Annotated in this window: 19 protein-coding genes; 11 read left to right on the top strand and 8 right to left on the bottom strand. The window is 72.4% G+C overall.

The window, feature by feature from the left end; all coding sequences use genetic code 11:
* The first annotated feature begins 39 nt into the window (after nt 1-39).
* A complete protein-coding gene (locus tag ABG090_RS01080; protein WP_347755621.1) occupies nt 40-1,266 on the top strand; it encodes a sensor histidine kinase in 1,227 nt (408 codons plus the stop codon).
* On the opposite strand, the gene ABG090_RS01075 is transcribed toward ABG090_RS01080, so the two are convergent.
* Nucleotides 1,253-3,310: a cell wall-binding repeat-containing protein gene (locus ABG090_RS01075; RefSeq protein ID WP_347755619.1), complete on the bottom strand. Its 2,058-nt coding sequence runs from the start codon at nt 3,308-3,310 to the stop codon at nt 1,253-1,255. The two genes, ABG090_RS01080 and ABG090_RS01075, sit on opposite strands and share 14 nt — an antisense overlap.
* A gap of 104 nt (nt 3,311-3,414) precedes the next feature.
* Between ABG090_RS01075 and ABG090_RS01070 the strand changes: the two genes are divergently transcribed.
* The 3 genes from ABG090_RS01070 to ABG090_RS01060 all read left to right on the top strand — a co-directional run bounded on the left by ABG090_RS01070 (nt 3,415) and on the right by ABG090_RS01060 (nt 6,290).
* Nucleotides 3,415-4,101, top strand: coding sequence for a response regulator transcription factor (locus tag ABG090_RS01070; RefSeq protein ID WP_347755618.1), 687 nt, complete (start codon nt 3,415-3,417; stop codon nt 4,099-4,101).
* 183 nt (nt 4,102-4,284) lie between these two features.
* Nucleotides 4,285-5,166, top strand: a complete 882-nt coding sequence (locus ABG090_RS01065; protein WP_347755616.1) for an ATP-binding cassette domain-containing protein — start codon at nt 4,285-4,287, stop codon at nt 5,164-5,166.
* Nucleotides 5,163-6,290 (top strand): ABC transporter permease, encoded by a 1,128-nt coding sequence (locus ABG090_RS01060; RefSeq protein ID WP_347755614.1) that lies wholly within the window; start codon nt 5,163-5,165, stop codon nt 6,288-6,290. Before ABG090_RS01065 ends, ABG090_RS01060 begins: the two co-directional genes overlap by 4 nt.
* 42 nt (nt 6,291-6,332) lie before the next feature.
* Here ABG090_RS01060 and ABG090_RS01055 read toward each other — a convergent pair whose 3' ends face one another.
* Complete coding sequence (locus tag ABG090_RS01055) at nt 6,333-7,832, bottom strand: aminotransferase class V-fold PLP-dependent enzyme (RefSeq protein WP_347755612.1); 1,500 nt, start codon at nt 7,830-7,832, stop codon at nt 6,333-6,335.
* Nucleotide 7,833: 1 nt separating this feature from the next.
* Nucleotides 7,834-9,246, bottom strand: coding sequence for an MFS transporter (locus tag ABG090_RS01050; protein ID WP_347755611.1), 1,413 nt, complete (start codon nt 9,244-9,246; stop codon nt 7,834-7,836).
* 195 nt (nt 9,247-9,441) lie between these two features.
* On the opposite strand from ABG090_RS01050, the gene ABG090_RS01045 reads away from it, so the two are divergent.
* From ABG090_RS01045 to ABG090_RS01035, 3 genes are read left to right on the top strand one after another with little or no spacing between them, the layout of a single operon-like run.
* The gene (locus ABG090_RS01045; RefSeq protein WP_347755609.1) at nt 9,442-9,801 is read left to right on the top strand and encodes a GntR family transcriptional regulator; all 360 of its coding nucleotides are present in this window, start codon (nt 9,442-9,444) and stop codon (nt 9,799-9,801) included.
* Complete coding sequence (locus tag ABG090_RS01040) at nt 9,798-10,700, top strand: ABC transporter ATP-binding protein (RefSeq protein ID WP_347755607.1); 903 nt, start codon at nt 9,798-9,800, stop codon at nt 10,698-10,700. Before ABG090_RS01045 ends, ABG090_RS01040 begins: the two co-directional genes overlap by 4 nt.
* Before the next feature lie 11 nt (nt 10,701-10,711).
* A complete protein-coding gene (locus ABG090_RS01035; protein ID WP_347755605.1) occupies nt 10,712-11,431 on the top strand; it encodes a hypothetical protein in 720 nt (239 codons plus the stop codon).
* Between the two features lie 48 nt (nt 11,432-11,479).
* On the opposite strand, the gene ABG090_RS01030 is transcribed toward ABG090_RS01035, so the two are convergent.
* Both ABG090_RS01030 and ABG090_RS01025 read right to left on the bottom strand, forming a co-directional pair.
* On the bottom strand, nt 11,480-12,838 hold the full coding sequence (locus ABG090_RS01030; protein ID WP_347755604.1) for a deoxyribodipyrimidine photo-lyase: 1,359 nt from the start codon (nt 12,836-12,838) through the stop codon (nt 11,480-11,482).
* Between the two features lie 76 nt (nt 12,839-12,914).
* On the bottom strand, nt 12,915-13,322 hold the full coding sequence (locus ABG090_RS01025; RefSeq protein WP_347755602.1) for a hypothetical protein: 408 nt from the start codon (nt 13,320-13,322) through the stop codon (nt 12,915-12,917).
* 138 nt (nt 13,323-13,460) lie between these two features.
* On the opposite strand from ABG090_RS01025, the gene ABG090_RS01020 reads away from it, so the two are divergent.
* Both ABG090_RS01020 and ABG090_RS01015 read left to right on the top strand, forming a co-directional pair.
* Nucleotides 13,461-14,507 (top strand): beta-eliminating lyase-related protein, encoded by a 1,047-nt coding sequence (locus ABG090_RS01020; protein WP_347755600.1) that lies wholly within the window; start codon nt 13,461-13,463, stop codon nt 14,505-14,507.
* 34 nt (nt 14,508-14,541) lie between these two features.
* Nucleotides 14,542-15,216, top strand: a complete 675-nt coding sequence (locus ABG090_RS01015) for a YdeI/OmpD-associated family protein (protein WP_347755598.1) — start codon at nt 14,542-14,544, stop codon at nt 15,214-15,216.
* Here the strand turns inward: ABG090_RS01015 and ABG090_RS01010 are convergent.
* Nucleotides 15,201-16,343, bottom strand: a complete 1,143-nt coding sequence (locus tag ABG090_RS01010) for an SRPBCC domain-containing protein (protein ID WP_347755596.1) — start codon at nt 16,341-16,343, stop codon at nt 15,201-15,203. The two genes, ABG090_RS01015 and ABG090_RS01010, sit on opposite strands and share 16 nt — an antisense overlap.
* A complete protein-coding gene (locus ABG090_RS01005; protein ID WP_347755594.1) occupies nt 16,340-17,209 on the bottom strand; it encodes an endonuclease/exonuclease/phosphatase family protein in 870 nt (289 codons plus the stop codon). Before ABG090_RS01005 ends, ABG090_RS01010 begins: the two co-directional genes overlap by 4 nt.
* 59 nt (nt 17,210-17,268) lie before the next feature.
* Here ABG090_RS01005 and ABG090_RS01000 point away from each other — a divergent pair, with 59 nt between their 5' ends.
* Nucleotides 17,269-18,231: an ROK family protein gene (locus ABG090_RS01000; protein ID WP_347755592.1), complete on the top strand. Its 963-nt coding sequence runs from the start codon at nt 17,269-17,271 to the stop codon at nt 18,229-18,231.
* Nucleotides 18,232-18,885: 654 nt separating this feature from the next.
* On the opposite strand, the gene ABG090_RS00995 is transcribed toward ABG090_RS01000, so the two are convergent.
* Complete coding sequence (locus tag ABG090_RS00995; RefSeq protein WP_347755590.1) at nt 18,886-20,547, bottom strand: DEAD/DEAH box helicase; 1,662 nt, start codon at nt 20,545-20,547, stop codon at nt 18,886-18,888.
* 310 nt (nt 20,548-20,857) lie between these two features.
* Between ABG090_RS00995 and ABG090_RS00990 the strand changes: the two genes are divergently transcribed.
* Entirely contained in the window at nt 20,858-22,186 is a 1,329-nt protein-coding gene (locus ABG090_RS00990) for a cytochrome P450 (RefSeq protein WP_347755588.1), read from the top strand.
* Nucleotides 22,187-22,220: the final 34 nt, after the last annotated feature.

Here is a 22,220-nt window from a genome sequence, read left to right as displayed (position 1 = left end):
GGGAGGCACGCCGCCTGCCCCACGCCTAGGCTCGAACGCATGCCCGTGCGCCCCGCCCCCGACGCTCGCTCGCTGCGGAGCGATGTGGTGCTCGCCGGCGCGCTCGCGCTCGTCGGCTGCGTCATGGTCGCGCTCAGCGCCATGACCGGGCTGCAGTTCGTCGACGTGCCGATCTGGCAACCGTTGCTCGCCGCCGCGCTACTCGCGGCACCGCTGGTGCTGCGCCGGCGGCATCCGGTGGCCGTGTCGATCTCGCAGGCCGTCGTCTACATCACCGCGGGCGAGCTTGGGGTCGTCGAGCTCTATGCCTCGCAGGTCGCGCTCTTCATGGGCTTCTACTCGATCGGCGCGTGGGACCCGAACCGCAAGCGGGCCCACTGGGTGCGCCTGGTGATCGTGATCGCGATGGCCGCGTGGCTCGCGTCGTCGGCCGTGCGCGGCTTCTTCGACCCGGAGACCGGCGAGCGCGGCGTCTCCGCGTTCTTCGCGCTGCTGATGATCCAGGTCGTCATCAATGTCGCCTACTTCGGCGGCGCGTGGCTCTTCGGCAACCGCGCCTGGGCGAGCGCGCTCGAGCAGGAGCGCCTCGCGGCCGCGCATGCCGAGATCCAGGCGCAGCAGGCGCAGCTCGCAGAGCAGGCGGTCTCGCTCGAGCGGCTGCGCATCGCGCGTGAGCTGCATGACGTCGTCGCGCACCACGTCTCGGCGATGGGCGTGCAGGCCGGTGCCGCGCGCCGGATGCTCACGGTCGACGCGGACAAGACGGCGGATGCGCTGCGGCACGTCGAGCAGTCGGCCCGCGACGCGATCGGTGAATTGCGGTCGCTCGTCGTGACGCTGCGCTCCGAGGACGACGACGCCTCGTCGGCGCCGGGACTCGACGCCCTGGCCTCGCTCGTCGAAGCCGCGAAGACGAGCGGCCAGCACGTGACGCTCACCGAGATCGGCACGCCCCGGGCGGTCTCGCCGATGGCCGGCCTGACGGCCTTTCGCACCGTGCAGGAGGCGCTCACCAACGCGCGCAAGCACGCCGGCCCCGTGGCGCAGGTCGACGTGCGCGTGCGCTACCTCGCCGACGAGCTCGAGGTGGAGATCGCCGACAACGGCCACGGCGCGGGCTCCGGCCCGCACGGGGCAGGCGCCGGCCTGGTGGGCATGCGCGAGCGCGTCGGCGCGATGGGCGGCTCGCTCGAGGCCGGTCCGCGCTCCCGCGGGGGCTGGCTCGTGCGGGCGAGGATGCCTGCCCCCGACCTCAGCGGCAGCTGACGTACTGGGCGCTCGCCGTGCTGATCGTCGGTGGGCCGCCGAGCACGACCACCTCGTCGGGCATGGATCGGATGAGCGCGGTGCGCGTCTCCGCAGGCATGCACCACTTGCTCGTCAGCAGCAGCGGTGCGCCTCGCACCCCGGCAGCGGCCGCCCCGGCCAGCGCGTCTGCGAAGCCCTGGCCGCTCGCGAGGTAGGCGGTGTCGACATCGCCGAAGTCCGCGGCGAGCGCCACGGCCGTCTCGAACCGGTTGCTGCCGGCGTAGCGGACGACCTGGGCGCCGGTGGCACCGATGCCTGTGGCCATCCCCGCCTGCACCGAGGCCGTGTCGCCGACGACCCCGACCCAGCGCACGCCCAGGCGCTGCAACGTGGCACGGGTTGCCGCATCCAGCGACTGCTGCCTGCCGTCGACGAGCAGCACCGGACCATCGCGGCGGGCTGCCGCGGGGCCGGCGGAGAGCGCATCCGGGAAGCGCAGCCCCGTGGCGACGAACGCCGAGGCGGCCCCATCGAAGGCATGCTCGGCGATCAGCCGGCTGGTCGCGTAGCGGTTCGCGCCGCCGAGCCGCAGCACGCCGGAGGTGGAGGCATCCGGCTGCGCTGCGGATGCGACTTGGGCGTCCTCCGGCGCTCGCTCGGTGAGCGAGGGCGTCGGCGTCGACGTCGGGGACGGCTCGAGCGCAGCATCGGTGGAAGCAGGCGCGGGCTCGAGCGCTTCGTCGGTAGGCTCGGGCGTCGGCTCGAGCGGCTCGTCGGTAGGCGCCGGCGTCGGCTCGAGTGCCGCATCGGTCGGCTCCGGCGATGGTGTCACTGTCGGCTCCGGCGACGGCGACGCTGTCGGCTCGGGCGACGGTGTGGCGGTCGGTTCGGGCGTGGGCGTCGACGAACTCGGTAGCGCCTCCTGCTCCGTCACCGCCGCGCGAGTGCCGGAGCCCGGGACGAGCGCTCGGACCGCGGCCTCAACACTCACCGAGATCGACTGCGTATCGCCGACGATGACCACCTGGCGCGGTCGCAGCCGCACGATCTCATCGCGCACGCTCTGCGGCAGCGAGTCGCGCGATGTCAGCAGCACCGGGCCGCCCTGGTGCGCGGCGGCGGCGCTGGCCGAGAGCCCGTCGGGGAACTTCTCGCCGCTCGCGAGGTAGACCACCGGCACCCCGGGCGCGAAGGCACTGCGGGAGACCGCCGCGGCCGTCTCGTAGCGATTGGCTCCAGCCAGGCGCTTGGCGCTGGGCAGCGTCACGGTCGGGTCACCGAACCAGTCGGTCCACATGCGCCAGAAGTTGCGGTTGCCGTAGGCGGAGCAGGCGTCACCGGTGCCGTAGAGGTTCGCGAGCGCCGCCGCGTTCGGACGGTACGGCGTGTAGTTGTAGAGGCCCGCGGTGGCGGCATTGCGGATGAAGATGGAACTGCGGCCGCAGGCCGTGTTCGGATGCCACCAGACCCAGTTCTGCACGCCCGCCCGGTGCGCCCAGCGCTCGGGATGCGCCGCGTACCGCTGGAACTGCCTGGCCCCGTAGTAGATCTGGTAGAAGAAGCCGGCGACGCTCGAGTCGCAGGGCGCGGTGTCGGGGCAGCCGAATCCGGTCGCTGCCGTGTAGGCCCGAGCACTGGGAGCTCGGCTCGTGACGAGCCCCTGCTCCTTCTGCAGGATCACCAGCAGCGCGCGCTGCGAGATGTCGCAGGCCGCTCCCACGCGCGCGATGATGCTCGCCGCCGACTCGTTCGACCTGCCGGTGAAGGCGTCGCAGTAGGCGTCCGCGGCAATCGACGGTGTCGCCTGCGCGTAGGTGTCGAGGCAGGTGTAGCCCGCGGAGCAGCCGGGGTGCACCGAGTCAATGAATGCCTGCACCTGGCTGGCGGTCATCACGCTGCCGTCGTAGAACTGCTGGTCGGAGACCAGGAAGCCGGGGTCGAAGTCGGCGGCGGACGCCGCGACCGCCTCACCGTCGGGGCCAGCGGTGGGGACGACGGTCAGCAGAGCGCCCAGCAGCGCGGTGACGACGGCGGCAACGATCAGACGAGGGCGTGAGCGCATCCTGCAACCATTCGGGTTGGGCAAAGGTTGTGCTCAGGTTAGCGTCAGGATTGCCGCAACGCACAGAAGAATCTCTCGAGTCTGGCGGCCGCTAGCGTGGAAGCGTGACGCGGATTCTGCTGGTGGACGATCAGGCGCTCGTGCGCGCCGGATTCGAGACGATCCTGACCAGCGAGCCCGGCTTCGATGTCGTGGGGCAGGCGAAGGATGGCGCGGAGGGCGTGCGGCTGGCAGCGGCGCTCACGCCGGACGTGATCTGCATGGACGTGCAGATGCCGGTCATGGACGGGCTGGAGGCCACGCTGCAGATCACCCAGGGCTCGGCGCACCCGGCCGTGCTCATGCTCACGACCTTCGACCGCGAGGACTTCCTGTTCGACGCGCTCGCGGCCGGCGCGAGCGGATTCCTGCTGAAGACCGCCGAGCCCGAGCATCTGATCGATGCCGTGCATGCCCTCGCCCGCGGCGACGCGCTGCTCTCTCCGGCCGTGACGCGGCGGGTGATCGAGCGCTTCGCGGCGACGCCCCCGTCGGCGCCGGCGGCCGGCGGCGCCGAGCCCGACGCATCCGCCACCGCCCCCGAGCTCGAGCAGCTCACGGACCGCGAGCGCGAGACGCTGCTGCTGCTCGCCCGCGGCCGCTCGAACGCCGAGATCGCACGCGAGCTCTTCGTCGGCGAGGCGACCGTGAAGACCCACGTGTCGAACGTGCTGCTGAAGCTCGGCATCCGCGACCGCATCCACGCGGTCATCTGGGCCTACGAGCACGGCGTGGTCGCGCCGCAGGGCTGACGCCCACCGACCGGGTGCTGGTGGTCGCGGCGGCCGCGGCGATCTTCATGCTCGTCGAAGGGGCGCGGCTCGGCGGCTCGGCGGCTCGGCGGAGCCTTGACGGCTCGCTCCCCCGCTCGGCGGAGCCGGAACTCCAGCCGTCAGGGGGAGGCCCGCCCGCGGGCGCGATCGTAGGTTTGACGCATGCTCTCCATCCGATCCATCTCCCGCTCGTTCAGCGGGCACCAAGCACTCAAGGACGTCAGCTTCGACGTGCGCGACGGCCTCATGACCGGCTTCGTCGGCGCGAACGGTGCCGGCAAGACCACGGCCATGCGCATCATCCTCGGCGTGCTCGACCCCGACTCCGGCTCGGTGCAGGTGGATGGCCGGCCGGTCACCGCCGATGACCGCGCCCAGTTCGGCTACATGCCGGAGGAGCGGGGCCTGTACCCGAAGATGAAGGTGCACGAGCAGCTCGTCTACCTCGGGCGCCTGCACGGCATGTCGGCGAAGCATGCGGCCGCCCGCGCCGCGACGCTGCTCGAGCAGCTGGGCCTCGGCGAGCGCCAGCACGACGCCCTCGAGTCGCTCAGTCTCGGCAACCAGCAGCGCGCGCAGATCGCCGCGGCGCTGGTGCACGAGCCCACCGCGCTCGTGCTCGACGAGCCGTTCTCCGGCCTCGACCCGATGGCCGTCGAGACGACGCTCGGCGTGCTCCGCGAGGTCGCCCGCTCCGGCGCGCCCGTGCTCTTCTCGAGCCACCAGCTCGACCTCGTCGAGCGCCTCTGCGACTCGCTCGTCATCCTCGCCCACGGCGAGGTGCGCGCCGCTGGCACGCGCGAGGAGATCCGCGCCGCCCACGCCCGCCCCGAGTGGATCCTCGAGACCGACGACGCCGGCTTCGTGCGCGGCATCCCCGGCATCGAGGTGATCGAGTACGACGGCGGCCACGTGCGCTTCGCCGCGCCCACCGAGGCCGACGCCGACCGCGTGCTGCGCGAGGCGATCGAGCGCGGATCCGTGCGCAGCTTCTCCCCCACCGTCCGCCCGCTGACCGAGATCTTCCAGGAGGTCGTCCGATGAGCACCACCACCGCATCCGCCCCGAACCGCGGCGCCGACCAGCGTGGACGCACGGGCTTCTGGCAGGCGACGGGCATCGTCGCCCAGCGCGAGATCCTGACGAAGGTGCGCTCGAAGAGCTACATCATCTCGACCGCGATCCTGCTCGCGCTCGTGTTCGCCGCCGTCATCCTCTCCTCCGTCGGCCCCGAACTCTTCGACGAGGACACCAGCGTCGCGACGACCTCGGAGCTCTCGCCGACGCTGCAGTCGATCGACGGCGTCGCCGTCGAGACGCTCGACGATGCGGATGCGGTGCGGCAGGCGGTGCTCGACGGCACCGCAGAGGCCGGGGTCGTGGCGGGCGATGGCCCCTCCGGCCTGCTCGTCATCGGCGACCGCGAGGCGCCCTCGTCGCTGCTGCAGATGCTCAGCGTCGCGCCGGATCTCGAGCTGCTCGACCCGAACGCGCCCGACCCGATGCTCACGTACCTCATCGGACTGGCGTTCGGCATCGTGTTCCTGATGTCGGCGACGACCTACGGCCAGACCATCGCGCAGTCGGTGGTCGAGGAGAAGCAGTCGCGCATCGTCGAGATCATGCTCGCGACCGTCTCGGCGCGGGCGATCCTGGCCGGCAAAGTGCTCGGCAACTCGGTGCTCGCGTTCGCGCAGATCGTGCTGATCGCGGCCTTCGTGCTGCTGGGCGGCGCGGTCACGGGGTCGCAGCTGCTGCTCGACGGGCTCGGCATGCCGATCGTGTGGTTCGTGGTGCTGTTCACCGTGGGCTTCGTGATGCTCGCCGCGCTCTACTCGGCAGCGGCCGCGCTCGTCTCGCGCTCGGAGGACATCGCGACCGCCACGAGCCCGCTGCTGCTGTTCGTGATGATCCCGTACTTCCTCGTGATCATCTTCAACAACAACCCGGTGGCGCTGCAGGCCATGTCGTACGTGCCCTTCTCGGCCCCCGTGGCGGTGCCGATGCGGGTCTACCTGGGCACGATGGAGTGGTGGGAGCCGTACCTGTCGCTCGCGATCCTCATCGCCTTCACGGTGCTGGTGATCGGCTTCGCCGCCAGGATCTACGAGCGGTCGCTGCTGAAGACCGGCGCGATGGTGAAGTGGAAGGACGCACTGAAGGGTTGACCGCTCTTCCTCGCGTTGTGTCCGGAGCGTCCGGGCAGGCGGCTATCGCCCGGTGGCCGGGTCGGTCGTCGGCTCGGCCTGCCGGGCGAGCACCTCGATGAGGAGCCGCTCGGTGAACGCGGTCGGCAGCTGCTCGATCAGCGCCATGAGCGGCGCCATCCGCGTCGGCAGTGTGGCGCCGGCGCCCCGCCGGCCGACACCGAAGCGTCGCAGGAGCGCCTGCGCCCGATCCGCGGTCAGCTCGCGTCGGAAGGCGCCCGTCAGCCGCAGCGCCCGCACCGCCAGTCGCGGATCAGCCGGCGCCCTGCCGCGCACGTCGTCGGCAGCGCGGGTCAGGGCCTCGGTGAGCTCCGGCAGCCGCTGCTCGGTCACCGGGGTGATCGTCAGGTGCGTGGTGCGGGGCAGGCGGGTGCCGTCCGGCTGCGCGAAGCCCGGCTGCAGCTGCAGCGTGAAGCCGAGCTGCGCGACGCGATCGGCCCAGTGATGCGGGTCGACGCGGGCGCGCTTCGGTTCCGCGGGGTCGGCGGCGACCGCCAGCAGCGGCCCGGTGGGATCGCCCACCACCCGCAGCCCGGCGAGCCCATCGATGTGCGCGTGCAGCTGCTCGGTCGCACGGCGGCACGAGGCGACGAGCTCGGCGAAGCCGTCATCGCCGAGCTGCTGCACGATCGCCCACGCGGCGGCGAGCGCGGTGGCCGACTTCGATCCCAGCAGCGTCGGGTTCACGATCGGGTAGCCGGGCCAGCCGGCGGAGGCGAAGAACTGGCGGCGCTGCCGGTCGCGACCGCGCTGCAGCAGCACCGAGGCGCCCTTGGGCGCGTAGCCGTACTTGTGCAGGTCGGCGGAGATGCTGGTCACCCCGGGCACCGCGAGATCCCACGCCGGCAGGTCGCCCCACCACGGCAGCGCGAAGCCGCCGATGCACGCGTCGACGTGGCACGGGATGCCGGCGCTCGCCGCGGCTGCCGCGACCTCGGCGATCGGATCGAGCACGCCGAACGGGTAGCCCGGTGCCGAGACCACCACGAGGGCGACGTCGGGGCCGAAGCGGGCGGCGATGTCGTCGGTCGCCACCACGCCGCCGGCATCCACCGGCACGAGGTCGAGCTCGAGGCCGAAGTACGCGGCGGCCTTGTGGAAGGCGGCGTGCACGGTGACGGGTGCGATGATCCGCGCCCGTGATCCCGGCGGCCGCTCGGACCGCGCCGCCCAGACCTCCCGTGCCGTCTTGACCGCCAGCATGCAGCTCTCGGTGCCGCCGCTGGTGACCGTGCCGACCGTGGTCTCGTCGCCGTGCAGCATTTGCCTGGCGAAGCCGACCAGCTCTCGCTCGAGTGCCGCAACCGAGGGGAAGACGGTCGGGTCGAGCCCGTTCACCGGCTGCATCAGCCGCATCGCCTGCGCAGCCAGCTCGTCGAGCTCGGCGAGGCCGGGGTCGTACACGTACGAGAGCACCCGACCGCCGTGGGTGGCGGCATCGGCCTCGCGCAGCTGCCGCAGCCGCTCGATGATGGCGGCCGATCGCTCGCTCAGCTGCGCCATCTCAGGCGCCTGCCTGTGCGGTGTCCGTCGACCCGGTGCCTGCCTGGTCGATGTCTGCCCTACGCAGCCGGTAGCGGCGCAGCGTGCCGAGGCTCAGCAGCATCGCGGCGGCTGGCACGACGCTGAAGCTCAGCACGATGCCGACGATCGCGGCGCCGGATTGCTCGACGACCGCGGCACCGACCGATTCGCGATAGCCCGTGATGGCGAGCACCACGGTTAGCGCGGTCGCGCCAAAGGCCATCCCGGCGGTCTCTCCCGCCGTCCACACGCCGCCGAACATGCCGGCCTGGCCCTCGCCGTGTCGCGTGGCGTCGTCCGTGATCACATCCGGCAGCATCGCCAGCGGCAGCGACTGCATCCCGGCGTAGGCCGCACCGGCGACCGCGACGGGCAGGTAGGCCCAGGGGCCCGGGGCCCACAGCAGCAGCACGAGCGAGGCGGTCGCGGCAAGGAAGATCGCGCTGGCGATGCGGAACCCGCGCTCCTTGCCGACCCGTCTCGCGACCATGCCCCAGACCGGCGCCAGCAGCAGCGCGGGTGCGATGAGCGCGACGAACAGCAGCGTCACCGCGGTCTGATCGCGCAGCACCCAGGTGGCGACGTACTGGGCGCCGGCGAGCATCATGCCGGTCGCGAGTCCCTGCAGCATGTAGGTCGCCAGCAGCGCGCGGAGCGGCTGGCTGCGCTGCAGCACCCGGATGCCGCTGCGGTAGTGCTGTGCGAGCGCGACCCGCGGCGCGGCGGCGGTCGCAGCCGGGCCCCGGGGCGCGACCGTCGACGACAGCAGCAGGGCGACGGCGAGCACCGCTGCCGCGACGATCGCCATCACGAGATAGCCCCGGTGCGGGTCAGCCGGGAAGAGGTCGCGCACGAGCGGTCCGCCGGCGCCGAACAGCAGGATCGCCACCGCCAGCACGACCACGCGCCAGGTGAGCAGCCGCGTGCGCTCGTCGTAGCGGGCCGTGAGCTCGGCGGGCAGCGCGATGTAGGGCACCTGGAACAGGCTGAATGCGGTGGCGCTGAGGATGAAGGCGAGCCCGACCCAGGTCGCGGACGCCGCCGGGCCGATGTCCGGCACGACCGAGAAGGTCAGCACGAAGCACAGCGGCAGCGCAACGCTGCCGATCAGCATGAAGCGCCGGCGCGTGCCGTCGCGCGCGAGGCCACGATCGCTGAACCCGCCGATCACCGGGTCGACCACGACATCCCAGACCTTCGCGATCGTGAGGATCAGACCGGCGATCAGCGCCGAGACGCCGAGGGTATCGGTGAGGTAGTAGACGAGCACGAGACCGGGGAGCGTCGAGAAGCCGCCTGTGCCCAGCGACCCGATGCCGTAGCGCCAGATCGTCGATCGCGGCAGCCGCGCGGCCGCCGTGGCGCGGCCGACCGCATCGCTCGGTGCGCTCATCGATCGAGCCCGGTGGGATCGGTGCCCGCCACGTCGAGCCCGGCAACCGCCCGCAGCCACATCACTGCCATGGCCCGATCCTATGCGGATGCGCGACACGCCCTTGACAGGTTGGCGGGTGCCGTGGTTCATTAGTGGAGTAACGAACCAACGGGGTGAGATGCGCAGCTCGTCCCAGACCATCAGGAGGCAGACATGCTCGATGAGAGCAAGCCGATCTTCCAATCGGTAGCCGAGCAGATCGAGGACGGGATCCTCGACGGCACCTACCCGGAAGACAGCCAGGTCCCCTCGACCAACGAGCTGGCCGCCTTCCTCCGCATCAACCCCGCAACCGCCGGCAAGGGCCTCGGGCTCCTCGTCGACGCGGATGTGCTCACCAAGAGGAGAGGGATCGGCATGTTCGTCGCTCCAGGCGCTCGCGAAGCGCTCCGGCAACGTCGGAAGTTCGCGTTCCAAGACCAGTACATCGCACCGCTGCTCCGCGAAGCGGCTCAGCTCGGCATCACGCCGGAAGAGCTCGCGGGCATGATCACCAAGGAGGTCGCACGATGAGCGCCATCGTCACCACCGACATCGTCAAGCGCTACCCGGAGGTCGTCGCCCTCGACGGCGTCTCGCTCCGACTCGAGGAGCACCGCATCCACGGCCTGCTGGGCCGCAACGGCGCAGGCAAGACCACCCTCATGCAGCTGCTCACCGGCCAGGTCTTCGCGACCTCCGGTGAGATGCAGGTGCTGGGCGAGACGCCGGTCGAGAACGTCAGCGTGCTCTCGCAGACCGTGTTCATCCAGGAGAGCCAGAAGTACCCGGACACGTTCCGTGCCATCGACGTGCTGCGCATCGCCGCCGGCGCCTACCCGAACTGGGATCAGGCCTACGCCGACGCCCTGATCGAGCGGTATCGCCTGCCGGTGAAGCGCCGCATCAAGAAGCTCTCGCGCGGCCAGCTCTCGGCGATCGGCATCATCGTCGGGCTCGCCTCCCGCGCGCGGCTGACCTTCTTCGACGAGCCCTACCTCGGCCTCGATGCGGTCGCCCGGCAGATGTTCTTCGACGACCTGCTGGCCGACTTCACCGAGCATCCACGCACGGTCGTGCTGTCGACCCACCACATCGACGAGGTCGCGAACCTGCTCGAGCACGTCGTGATCCTCGACGAGGGCAGGGTGCTGCTCGACGTCGACACCGACGACCTGCACGGCGCGGCCATCACCGTCTCGGGCAGGGCGGGCGCAGTGGATGCGTTCCTGGCGGGCCGCGAGGTGCTCGAGCACAAGACGCTCGGCTCGCTCGCCACCGCCACCTTCACGCCCCGGAACGGCGACGAGCTCGCCGCTCGCGAGGCCGGCCTGGAGATCGGCCAGGTTTCCCTGCAGGCGCTCTTCGTGCACCTGACCACCGCCAACGCGGCCTCGGCCGCCGAGCGCGCGGGCGACCGCGCGACTGTCTGAGAGGAGTCGTCATGCGCATCCGCAACGTCATCCAGCTCCACACCGTCAACAAGCTGCAGGCCTTCGGCTGGCCGCTCCTGATCATGTGCTTCTCGCTCATCATCGTGCTCATCATCGGCGCGCTGGTGATCAGCGTGGGCGGGCCCGAGGCCCGCGCCGGCATGAACATGGGCATGCAGTACAACGGCGCGATCTTCGCGCTGCTCGGGCCCATGATCGGCTTCGGCTTCACCGCGATGGGGCAGTACTTCCCGCTTGCCCTCGGGCTCGGGCTCACCCGCCGCGAGTTCGCGGTCGGCACCACCGCCGTGTTCCTCGGCAACGCTGTCTTCTACGCCGTCCTCATCACGATCGGCAAGGTGATCGAGGTCGCGACCGGCGGCTTCGGGCTCAGCATCCGCTTCTTCGACGTCGCGTTCACGGGACTCGGGCCGTGGTGGCACACGCTGATCCAGACCTTCCTGCTGATCTTCGGTGTCGCCCTCGTCGGCGCCGCGATCACCACGGCGTTCCAGCGCTGGGGCCAGTCGTTCCTGTGGATCTTCTGGCTCTCGCTCGCCGTCGTCGTGCTCGCCATCGGGGCAGGCATGTTCGTCTCAGAGGGCTTCCGCACCACCGCACTGGAAATCGCCGGCATGGGCTGGGGCGGATGGATGGTCGTGACCGCGGTCTGGGGCGCCATCGGCGGTGCCATCTGGCTGACGCTCGTGCGGCGGGCCCAGGCCCGGTAGCGGTCGGGGGCCGGCGGCCAGCACTGCCGGCCCCCGCATCCCAACCGCTCAGCGAAGGCGCTTGGCCCACTCCAGTCGGGCAAGCGCCTCTTCGCGTTCCGCCTTGTGGTCGAGGATGCGCTCCGGGTACCCCTGCGCGAGCGCGCCGTCGACCTTCCACGGCTCGTGCACCGCGGCACCGGGCACGTGCCGCAGCTCGGGGATCCAGCGGCGCACGTAGTCGCCCTGCGGATCGAACCGCTGGCCCTGCAGCACCGGGTTGAAGACCCGGAAGTACGGGGATGCATCCGTGCCGGTGCCCGCCGTCCACTGCCAGCCGTGGTTGTTGGAGGCGAGGTCGCCGTCGGCGAGGTGCCGCAGGAAGTGCCGGGCGCCGATCGGCCACCACACGTGCAGATCCTTGGTCAGGAAGCTCGCCGTCACCATCCGCACGCGATTGTGCATCCACCCCTCCGCGAGCAGCTGCCGCATGCCGGCGTCGACGAAGGGGAAGCCGGTGCGGCCGGCGCACCACGCGTCGAAGCCGTCGCCCGGCTCGTCGTAGGGCATCCCCTGCAGTTGCTCGCCGTAGTCGTGCCAGGCGGAGCGCGGATGGTGGAAGAGCACATCGGCATAGAACTCCCGCCAGGCGAGCTCGGTCTGGAAGCGCTTGAGGGAGCGTTGCGCCGCCTTGCTCCTGCCGGGGGCGACGCGATCGAGGTCGGCCAGCAGCGTGCGCGGATGCACGGCGCCGAGCTTCAGCGCGATCGACAGCCGGGAGGTGCCGTCGAGGTCGGCACGGTCGCGCTGCTCGTCGTAGTCGTCGATGTCGTCCTCGAGGAAGGCGTGCCAGCGCTCGAGCGCGCCCTCCTCGCTCGCCCACGTCAGGTCGGCGGATACCGCTGGCGGCTGCGGCAGCGGCTCGCTCTCGATGTGCCGCACCCAGCGGTGCCCGGCGGGCAGCTCGGCGGGCGCGCGCCAGCCGTGCTCGAGCCAGGCGCGCGAGAAGGGCGTGAAGACGCGGAAGGGGTCACCGTCGGCCTTGCGCACCCTGCCGGGCGAGACGGCGTAGGGCGTGCCGGTGGCGATCAGCGGCACGTCGAGGGCGGCCTCCACGCGACGGTCGCGGCGCCGCCCGAGCGGCGTGGTCTCGCCCGAGACGTGCACGGCGGCCGCGGCCGCTTCGCGCACGAGCGCGGGCAACACCCGCTCGGGTGGGCCGGAGCGCACGACGAGCGCGCCGTCGGTCGCCGCGTGCAGGGCCGCGAGCGCCGTGCGCAGCGCCGCGGTGCGAGCGGCTCCTGCGGCGTCGAACGCCGGATCGACGATGAACACGGGCAGCACGTCGCCCGCTGCCGACGCGGCGGCGAGCGCGGGTTGGTCGCCCACCCGGAGGTCGCGGCGGAACCAGACGATCTGCGTGGTCATGGCCGGAGGCTACCGAGCCGGGCTCCACGACGCCGAGCGAGCGCCGTCGCGGCGCCCGCTCGGTCGTGGAGCGCGCTCAGTCCTTGTGCTCGTGGTGCTCGTGCTCGTGGTGCTCGTGGTGCTCGGTGTGCTCGGTGTGACCGCCACCGCCGGCGCCAGTGCCGTGCTCGGGCGACTCGGCATCCTGCACGTGCGAGGTGCCGCCCACCGCCGGGCTGCCGAGGCCGTCGGCAGGCGACTCCGCCTCCTGCACGGGCGAACCGGTGCCGGTCGCCGAGCCGCCGAGGCCCTCGGAGGGCGAATCCGCGTCCTGCACGGGCGAACCGGTGCCGGTGGTCGACGGCCCGAGGCCCTGCGATGGCGAGTCCTGGTCGGACGTCGACTCGTGCGCCTCGGCCGTCACATCGTGCTCGGCATCGTGCCCGTGGCCGTGCTCGCCCTCATGGTCATGGTGGCCCGGCTGCGTGGTGTCGTGCATCTGCATCTCCGATCGTCTGGCGGTGACGCTCGTGAGCGTCGCCGACTCCGCGGGGTCTCCCCCGGGCTCATTGTGACGCGCGAGCCTGAGTTCTGACAGAGCCTTGGTTGGGGCAGTGCGCATCCGGTCTGGAAAGATCATCGGGTGCAGATCCTCCACGACACCGACCGCCGCGGCTTCGCATCCGACAACTACTCCGGCGTGCACCCCGACGTGCTCGCCGCGATCGCCGACGCGAACGGCGGCCACCAAACCGCCTATGGCGCCGACGACTACACCGCCCGGCTGCAGCAGGTCGTGCGCGGCCACTTCGGCGAGAGCGCCGAGGCGTTCCCCGTCTTCAACGGCACCGGCGCCAACGTCATCGCCCTGCAGTCGCTGCTGCCCCGCTGGGGGGCCGTGATCTCGGCGAAGAGCGCCCACATCAACGTCGACGAGGGCGGCGCGCCCGAGCGGGTCGGCGGCATGAAGCTGCTCACCGTGCCGACCCCCGACGGCAAGCTGACACCCGAGCTGATCGACCAGGAGGCGTGGGGCTGGGGCGACGAGCACCGCGCGCAGCCGCTCGCGGTCTCGATCACGCAGTCGAGCGAACTCGGCACCCTCTACACCGCCGACGAGATCCGCGCGATCGCCGACCACGCGCACGCGAAGGGCATGCTGCTGCACGTCGACGGCGCGCGGCTGTCGAACGCGGCGGTGTCGCTGGGCGTGCCGTTCCGCGAGTTCACGACGGATGCCGGCGTCGACATCCTCTCGCTCGGCGGCACGAAGAACGGCGCGATGGGCGCCGAGGCGGTCGTCGTGCTGTCGGAGCGCGCAGGTGAGGGCCTCGTCTTCCTGCGCAAGCTCAACATGCAGCTGGCGTCGAAGATGCGCTTCATCTCGGCGCAGCTGATCGCGCTCTTCGAGGGCGACCTGTGGGAGCAGAACGCCGCGCACGCGAACGCGATGGCCGCGCGCCTGCGCGCCGCGGTCGAGCAGCTGCCGGGTGTGGAGTTCGCCTACCCGACGCAGTCGAACGGCGTGTTCGCGCGGCTGCCGGAGGGTGTGGCCGACGCGGTGCGCGACGCGTTCTTCTTCTACGACTGGGATGCAGCGGCACGCGAGGTGCGCTGGATGTGCACGTGGGACACGACCGAGGCCGATGTCGATGCGTTCGCCGCGGCGGTGCGGAGCGCCGTCTCCTAGCCGCGCGTCGGTGGCCGGTGGCATGCTGATGCGCATGGCAGGGCAGCCCGGCACCCCCGGTGGCAGCGACGAGCGGCCGGCGGTGTTCTTCCGCGATGCGGCGGAGTTCCGTGCCTGGCTCGAGGCCAATCACGAGACGAGCACCGAGCTCTGGATGGGCCTTCGCTCGAAGCACGTCGAGCCGCGCGGGCTCACCTGGGCGGAGGCCGTGCCGGAAGCGCTCTGCTTCGGCTGGATCGATTCGCTGTCGCAGCGCATCGACGACGACGCGCGCAGGCAGCGCTGGACGCCGCGCAAGGCGACGTCCGTCTGGTCTGCGGTGAATGTCGCGCATGTCGAGCGACTGCAGGCAGCAGGGCGGATGCATCCGGCGGGCCTCCGCGTGTTCGAGGCGCGGCGCGGCGAGAACATCGTCGGCTACTCCTCCGAGACGCGTGCTCGTGAGCTGCCGCCTGAGCTACAGCAACACATCGATGCCTCCCCTGCCGCGCTGGCCTTCCTCGCCGAGGCGACCGCGACGTACCGCAAGGCGGCGATCTCCTGGGTGCTCACCGCAAAGCGCGAGGCGACGCGGGAGCAGCGGGCCCGGCAACTGGCCGACGACTCCGCCGCTGGCCGCCTGATCCCGCCGCAGCGCTACGGCGAGACGCCGAAGTGGGTGGAGCGGGCAGCCGCGGCGGCGGCCGCCAGCGGTCAGCGCTCCAGGTAGCGCGCCAGGTTCGCCAGCGACGATCCCAGCCCCAGCTCGTGGTCCGACTGCGAGATCCCGGCCGGCACATCCGCGGCTGACACGGTCACGCGGGTGCCGGCAGCCACCGGCTCCAGCTGCCACCGCAGCAGCATCTCGCCGCCGAACCGCTCCTGGCTCGACTCGAACGCGACGCTCTGCACCACCCGTTGCCCTGGCACCAGCTCCATGAACCGCACCAGCGAGGCATCCGAATCCGGCGTCGTCTTCGGGTCGACCGGGTCGGCGAAGCGCAGCACGAGCCGGAAGCCGCCACCCACTCGGGCATCCATCTGCTCGATCTCGCCCGTGGCGCCCACGGGCGGCAGCCAGATCGCGAGCGCGAGCGGATCGAGGAGCGCCCGGTAGATCGTGGCGGCGTCGGCGGCGATGACGGTGGATGCGCGGTCGATGCGACCCAGCTCCCGCGTCGATGTCGAGGCATCCGGGTGCGCTCGGCCCGCGGCGATCGCGCGCACCGCAGCCGCCAGGCCCAGCGCGAGGTCGTCGAAGGTGAGCGCCCGGCCGGCGTGGGTGAGCACGGGTGCGCCGACGGCGCTGCCCGGGTCGGTCTCGGCACCGACGGTGGCGACGCCGTGCGACCGCACGGCTGGCACGTGCACGAAGCCGCCGGGCACCTCGAGCCCCGCCACGAGGTAGGCGACGTGGTTGCAGAGGAAGCGGCCCGCGTCGTCGCTGGCATCCGCAGGGAGGCCGACCTGCAGGATCGCGCTCACGAGCGCATCGGCGTCGAAGCCGGATGCGCGTCGCGCGGGCCCGTCCGGATCGATCGCGGTGCCGCGCGGCTGGTCGCCCGCGTTGTCGGGGATGCGCGCGTCGTCCTCGTTCACGGCCCAGCGCTCGGGGGTGATGGCGGTGCGTCCCCCGGCCTCGCCGACGGCGAGCACCGCATCCGGCGCGTGCTGCGCGACGAGCGCCTCGAGCGCGGGCCCCGCGGTGGCGAACACCACCGGCAGCGTGCCCGTGACGAGGTCGATGCCGGGCTGCAAGTCGGCCGCCCACGCATCGGCGAGCAGCTGCACCGCCGCGCGGCTGGCGTTCTCGGCGTCGCCGCCGAAGGGCTCGAACCCGGTCAGGAGGATCTTCACGACTCCCATCCTGCACCCGCGGTCGACGACGCGCCCTCGGTGTCGGCACCATCCGCTGTCGCGTGCTCCCACTGCCGCCCGCGTCGGTGCACCGCACCCCGCCCCAGCTCGACGGCGAGCGGCAGGTGGTCGGAGAGCGGCGGCCTGGCGAGCCGGATCTGCCGCACCGGCGGCAGCGGATCGGGGCTGAGGATGTGGTCGATCTGCACCATGGGCTGCATCACCGGGAAGGTCGCCCCGTGCGCCAGCGCATGCGCTCGCGTCAGCCGGCGCACGACGGTGTGCGGCAGGTTGAGGTCGCCCATGAGGATGCGCGGGCCCGGCAGGCCATGCATCCAGCGCATGACGCGGCGCAGCTGGCGGATGTTCGAGCCCGGCACGAAGCTCAGGTGCGTGCATACGATGGTGAAGACGCCGAGCGGTGAGCGGATGGTCGCGGCGACGGCCGCGCGCGGCTCCTCGCTCAGCCTGTGTGCCATGCCGGTCTCCGGATCCACCGGCGGCATCCGCCGCGCGCCGCCCGGCGCCAGTCGCAGCACGTGCCAGCGCTGCACCGGATACCGCGAGAGCAGCGCGATGCCGTAGCCGTCGGCGACCGCGTCCAGATCACGGTTGTCGGCCGGTCGCCACGAGCGCGCCGGGTCGCCGATGAGCGTCGGCACGAAGCACGCGCTCGCGCCGCCCATGGCCTCGGCCGCGAGCGCCGTGAGGTCGATCGAGTCGGAGCGCGGCTGCCCGCGATCGACCTCCTGCAGCGCGAGCACGTCGGCATCGAGCGCGCGCACGGCATCTGCGAAGCGGTCGGCGTCGACGTGGGCGTCGCCCATGGTCCTGCCGTGCAGCACGTTCCAGGTCACCAGGCGCATGCGGCCCATCCTGCCGGGTAGCGCGCGGATTCGGCGGCGCCGTGCGGCAGGATGAGGTTGTGACAGTCGCAGGCCTCGACGTGGGCGGAACCAAGATCGCGGGCGTTGCGCTCGCCGTACCGGCCGAGGGCCGTGACGCCGCTCGCCCCTGGACGCTCGACGACGTGCTCGCGCGCAGCCACCGGGCGCACAGCATCCACGGTCCGGTGTCGCTCGTGGACGCCCTCGCGGCGGCCGTGCATGAACTCGACGCGCAGCTCGCCGCCGAGGGCCAGCCGCGGATCACCGCCGTCGGCCTCGCCATCGCCGCCTGGATGACGCGCGACCGCGAGACCGTCATCTGGGCCGCGCACCTGGGCGTGCGCGACTTCGGGCTGCGGGCGGCGCTCGCCGACCGGCTCGGCCTGCCGGTGACGATCGACAACGATGCGAACGGCTACCTGGTGGGCGAGGCGGCGATGGGTGCGGCGTCGGATGCGTCGTCGTCGATCCTGCTCGCCCTCGGCACCGGCGTCGGCGGGGCGTTTGTCGCCGACGGGCGGCCGCTGATCGGGGCCCACGGACTGGGCGCCGAGCTCGGTCACGTGACGATCCACGAGGACGGGCCGCTGTGCTCCTGCTCGGGGCACGGCTGCCTCGAGGCGTATGCGGGCGGCAACGCGCTGCGGCGTGAGGCGGCGGGCGTGCCTGCCGCGGTGGCGCTGTCGCCTGGGGGCGTTCCGACGGCCGAGCACCTCGCCAACGCAGCGCGAGCCGGCGATCCCGCCGCGATCGCGGCGATGGACGATGCCGCCAAGGCGGTCGCCGCGGGGCTGCGCCGACTGCTGCCCGCGTTCGATCCGGAGGTGGTGGTGCTCGGCGGCACGGTCATGCTCACGTGCGCCGACCTGCTGCTGCCCGTGATCGAGCGCGAGCTCGACGAGCGCCCGACGCTGCCCGGCGTGCCGCAGCCGCGGCGCCTCGCGCTCGCGCAGCTCGGCGGCCACGCGGCCGCCATCGGCGCCGCGGTCCTGGCCGCGTAGCCCGCGCCGCCCGCGCACCGCCGCGCATCCCGCTCTGCGCATCTCGCTCCGCCTGCCCCGCCTGCCCGCGTGCGGTACCAAAACTTCGCGCGGCGAGGCTCGAAGCGACCATTCGGTACCGCTCGGCCGCGCAGCCAGCGGGCGCCCACCCGCCCGAGCCGCGTTGCGGTACCAAAGCGTCGCGCCGCGGGGCTTGAGGCGACCATTCGGTACCGGTCGGCCGCGCGGCCAGCGGATGCGGGTCACCCCGAGCCCCGAGCGGTACCAAAGCGTCGCGCGGCACGGCTCGAGGCGACCATTCGGTACCGCTCGGCGGCGCGGCCAGCGGATGCGGGCCATCCCAGCCGCGAGCGGTACCAAAACGTCGCGCGGCGGGGCTCGAGGCGACCATTCGGTACCGCTCTACAGCGCGGCCAGCGGATGCGGGTCACCCCGAGCCGCGAGCGGTACCAAAGCGACGCGCGGCGGGGCAGGAGGCGACCATTCGGTACCGGTCGGGCGCGCGGCCAGCGGATGCGGGTCACCCCGAGCCGCGAGCGGTACCAAAGCGTCGCGCCGCGGCGCTCGGGGCGACCGTTTCGTACCGGGGACGCAGAAGCGCCCCTCCGCGTGGAAGGGGCGCTTCGATGCGAGCGGGCTCAGGCCGCGAAGGGGTCAGCCCTGCGCACGACGCGGGGCGCGGCGCTCGCCGCCCGAGCGGCCACCGGAGCGACCGCCCGAGTCGCCACCCTGCAGCGAGCCGCCGCCGGTCGACGACCAAGCGACAGCCGAGCCGCCGCGGGGAGCCGCACCGCGACCGCCGCGAGCGGGCTGGCCGCTGCGCTGGCCACGTGCGGGCTGGCCCTGGCGGCCGCCCTGTGCTCCCTGGCCACCGCGGCTACCAGCTGCGCCGCCGCCCGTGTCCGGGCGACCCGAGCGGTCGCGACGGGGACGGTCGGCACGAGCCGCGCCACCGTCGGCGCCGTGCGCACCCGAGCCGGCGACACCGTCGCGCGAGGCACGCTTGCGGCGCGCGTTGGCGCCCTGTGAGGAGCCGCCGCCGCGCTGCTGCGGCAGCTCGTTGCCCGAGCCGGGGCCACCGGGGGCCGGTGCCACGTGGGGCGCGTACGGCCCGACGAGCGTGTCGACCGCATCCGAGGAGGCGGTGACGATCTGCGGCTGCACCTTGATGTCAGCCTTGCGCAGCAGCGTCATGGTGTCGCGGCGCTGCGCGGGCAGCATGACCGTGGCGACGTCGCCCTGCGAGCCGGCGCGAGCCGTGCGGCCCGAGCGGTGCAGGTAGGCCTTGTGCTCCATGGGCGGGTCGACGTGCACGACGAGCTCGACGTTGTCGACGTGGACGCCGCGGGCAGCGACATCCGTCGCCACCAGCACGCGCACGGTGCCGTCGGAGAACTGCGCCAGGTTGCGGTCGCGAGCGTTCTGCGACAGGTTGCCGTGCAGGTCGACGGCGGGGATGCCGGATGCGGTCAGGGTCTTCGCGAGCTTCTTCGCCTGGTGCTTCGTGCGGGTGAAGAGGATGCGGCGACCCTCGCCCGACGCAAGCCGGCGCACGAGCAGGTTCTTGTCGTCGGGGGCGACCTCGAAGACGTGGTGCGTCATCGCGGCGACCGGCGAGTTGGCCTCGTCGACGGAGTGCATGATCTCGTTGGTGAGGAAGCGCTTGACGAGCTTGTCCACACCGTTATCGAGCGTGGCCGAGAACAGCAGGCGCTGGCCCGACTGCGGGGTCTTGTCGAGGATCTTCGTGACGACCGGCAGGAAGCCGAGGTCGGCCATGTGGTCGGCCTCGTCGATGACGGTCATCTCGATCGCCTGCAGCGAGGCGACGCCCTGCTTCATGAGGTCCTCGAGGCGGCCCGGGCAGGCGACGATGATGTCGACGCCGTTGCGCAGCGCGGTCTCCTGCGGGCGCTGCGAGACGCCGCCGAAGATGGTGGTGACGGTCAGGCCGGCGGCCTTCGCGAGCGGCGCCATCTCGGTGGCGATCTGGGTTGCCAGCTCACGCGTCGGTGCGAGCACCAGGCCGAGCGGCAGGCCCTTGCGGCGGCCGCCGCCGGCGAGGTCGCCGGAGAGGCGGGCGATCAGCGGGATGGAGAACGCGAGCGTCTTGCCCGAGCCGGTCTTGCCGCGGCCGAGCACATCGCGGCCTGCGAGCGTGTCGGGCAGCGTGTCGGCCTGGATCGGGAACGGGTGCTCGCGGTCCATCGACTGCAGTGCGGTGACGAGCCTGGCGGGCACGCCCAGCTCGGCGAAGGTCGTGGCGACCACGGGGGTCGTGATGGTGTCAGTCAAGGTTGCTCTTTCTGTGAGCATGCGCGCGCACCCTGCCGTCTGCACGCAGGTGCAGGCGTTCTTCTTGGGTGGATGCGTCGACGCAATTCGGCGAGCGCGGCGGAGGCCGCGATCGTTCGCCGTGGAAGTTCATCGACGTCCGGAGAACCCGGACGGAGAGAGGAGCGTTCAACGACGCAGGCGAGCCGGCAGCGATGCCCTGCTCGCGCAGTGATCCCACCATAGCAGGTGGGGTCTGACATCGCCGAGCGGTCGCGCTCGAGACCGCTCCTCGCTCGGCGACCGGTCAGGGCGCGTCCGCTAGCGTCGGCCGCGACGGAAGGACGAACCCATGGCGACCGCTTCGACCTCTGACGGCCACGCACCGCTGCGCGACGACACGCTCGCCTTCCTCGCGAAGGGATACGGCTTCGGTCGCCACGTCTGGCGCCGCGCCCACAGCGCGAGCGCCCGCGCCGTGCCGCTGCGGCTGCTGGGCAGGGATTCGCTGCTGGTGCGAGGCGCCGAGGGCGTCGAGCTCTTCTACGACGAGGGCCGCATGCGTCGCCACGGCGCGATGCCCGCGTTCGTCCAGGAGACGCTCTTCGGCCACGGATCGGTGCACTCGCTGGACGGGGCAGCGCACCGCCATCGCAAGGCCACCTTCCTCGACCTCGCCTACGAGGACGAGCAGGTGGCACGGCTGCTGCCCCACCTGGAGCGCGAGTGGCAGGCGGAGCTCGACGCCTGGGTCGCCGGAGGCGAGCGCTCCGCCTACGACGCGGCCGTCGGGGCGCTCGGCCGCGCGATCATGCGCTGGGCAGGGCTGCCAGGCACGGCAGACGCCAAGACGCGCTGGGCCGCTCGAGAGGCGCAGATCGTCGATGGGTTCGGGGTGCCCTACTCGCCCGAGTTCCTGCTCGCGGGCCTCAACCGGCTCTGGAGCGACCGGCATGCGAAGGCGCTGATCGAAGCCGTGCGGGCCGGCACGCTCGAGGCCGCCGAGGGCACCGCCCTGCATGCCTGGGCGTGGCATCGGGATCCCGGCGGAGCGCTGCTCGAGCCGAAGCTCGCAGGCGTCGAGCTGCAGAACGTCCTGCGGCCGACCATCGCGGTCGCACGCTTCGTCGCCTTCGCCGCCAAGCACCTGCACGACCGGCCGGAGTGGCGCGAACGCATCGCCGCGGAGACCGCCGAGCGGCGCTCCCTCGTCGAGGGGCCGCTCGCGACGGCCTTCGCGCAGGAGCTGCGGCGCACCGCGCCGTTCGTGCCGATGCTGCCCGCGCAGGCGACCGTCGACATCGAGCTGGACGGGGAGCGCGTGCAGGCCGGCGATCGCGTGCTGCTCGACATCCTCGGCACGAACACCGACGTCGAGTCGTGGGAGCGCGCACACGAGTTCGAGCCCGAGCGCTTCGTCGGTCGCGATGACTGGGAGTCGATCGCGGCCTTCATCCCGCACGGCGGCGGCGACCCGACCAGCGGCCACCGCTGCCCGGGCGAGAAGGTCGCCATCGCCGGCCTCGCCGCCGCCATCGCGGCTCTGAGCGATCCGCGCGTGACGATCCTCGGCGACGGCCTGGCGGTGAACCGGCGCCGCCTGCCGACCAAGCCCGCGTCCGGCGGCCTCGTGCGTGCCGCATCCGCGCCCGCCGCTGCCCCGCGGTGTCCCTTCCACTGAAGCCGCGCCATCGCGTACGGTCGGAGCACGACGA

The organism is Agrococcus sp. ProA11 (genome assembly GCF_039880525.1).
GTDB lineage: Bacteria > Actinomycetota > Actinomycetes > Actinomycetales > Microbacteriaceae > Agrococcus > Agrococcus chionoecetis.
The sequence above is the reverse complement of the archived record's forward strand: the minus strand, read 5'-3'. Positions and strand labels throughout refer to the sequence as shown.

Coding starts and splice junctions, on each gene's coding strand:
- ABG090_RS01080 (WP_347755621.1), top strand. CDS start 40: ATGCCCGTGCGCCCCGCCCCCGACGCTCGCTCGCTGCGGAGCGATGTG.
- ABG090_RS01075 (WP_347755619.1), bottom strand. CDS start 3,310: ATGCGCTCACGCCCTCGTCTGATCGTTGCCGCCGTCGTCACCGCGCTG.
- ABG090_RS01065 (WP_347755616.1), top strand. CDS start 4,285: ATGCTCTCCATCCGATCCATCTCCCGCTCGTTCAGCGGGCACCAAGCA.
- ABG090_RS01060 (WP_347755614.1), top strand. CDS start 5,163: ATGAGCACCACCACCGCATCCGCCCCGAACCGCGGCGCCGACCAGCGT.
- ABG090_RS01055 (WP_347755612.1), bottom strand. CDS start 7,832: ATGGCGCAGCTGAGCGAGCGATCGGCCGCCATCATCGAGCGGCTGCGG.
- ABG090_RS01050 (WP_347755611.1), bottom strand. CDS start 9,246: ATGAGCGCACCGAGCGATGCGGTCGGCCGCGCCACGGCGGCCGCGCGG.
- ABG090_RS01045 (WP_347755609.1), top strand. CDS start 9,442: ATGCTCGATGAGAGCAAGCCGATCTTCCAATCGGTAGCCGAGCAGATC.
- ABG090_RS01040 (WP_347755607.1), top strand. CDS start 9,798: ATGAGCGCCATCGTCACCACCGACATCGTCAAGCGCTACCCGGAGGTC.
- ABG090_RS01035 (WP_347755605.1), top strand. CDS start 10,712: ATGCGCATCCGCAACGTCATCCAGCTCCACACCGTCAACAAGCTGCAG.
- ABG090_RS01030 (WP_347755604.1), bottom strand. CDS start 12,838: ATGACCACGCAGATCGTCTGGTTCCGCCGCGACCTCCGGGTGGGCGAC.
- ABG090_RS01025 (WP_347755602.1), bottom strand. CDS start 13,322: ATGCAGATGCACGACACCACGCAGCCGGGCCACCATGACCATGAGGGC.
- ABG090_RS01015 (WP_347755598.1), top strand. CDS start 14,542: ATGGCAGGGCAGCCCGGCACCCCCGGTGGCAGCGACGAGCGGCCGGCG.
- ABG090_RS01005 (WP_347755594.1), bottom strand. CDS start 17,209: ATGCGCCTGGTGACCTGGAACGTGCTGCACGGCAGGACCATGGGCGAC.
- ABG090_RS00995 (WP_347755590.1), bottom strand. CDS start 20,547: ATGCTCACAGAAAGAGCAACCTTGACTGACACCATCACGACCCCCGTG.
- ABG090_RS00990 (WP_347755588.1), top strand. CDS start 20,858: ATGGCGACCGCTTCGACCTCTGACGGCCACGCACCGCTGCGCGACGAC.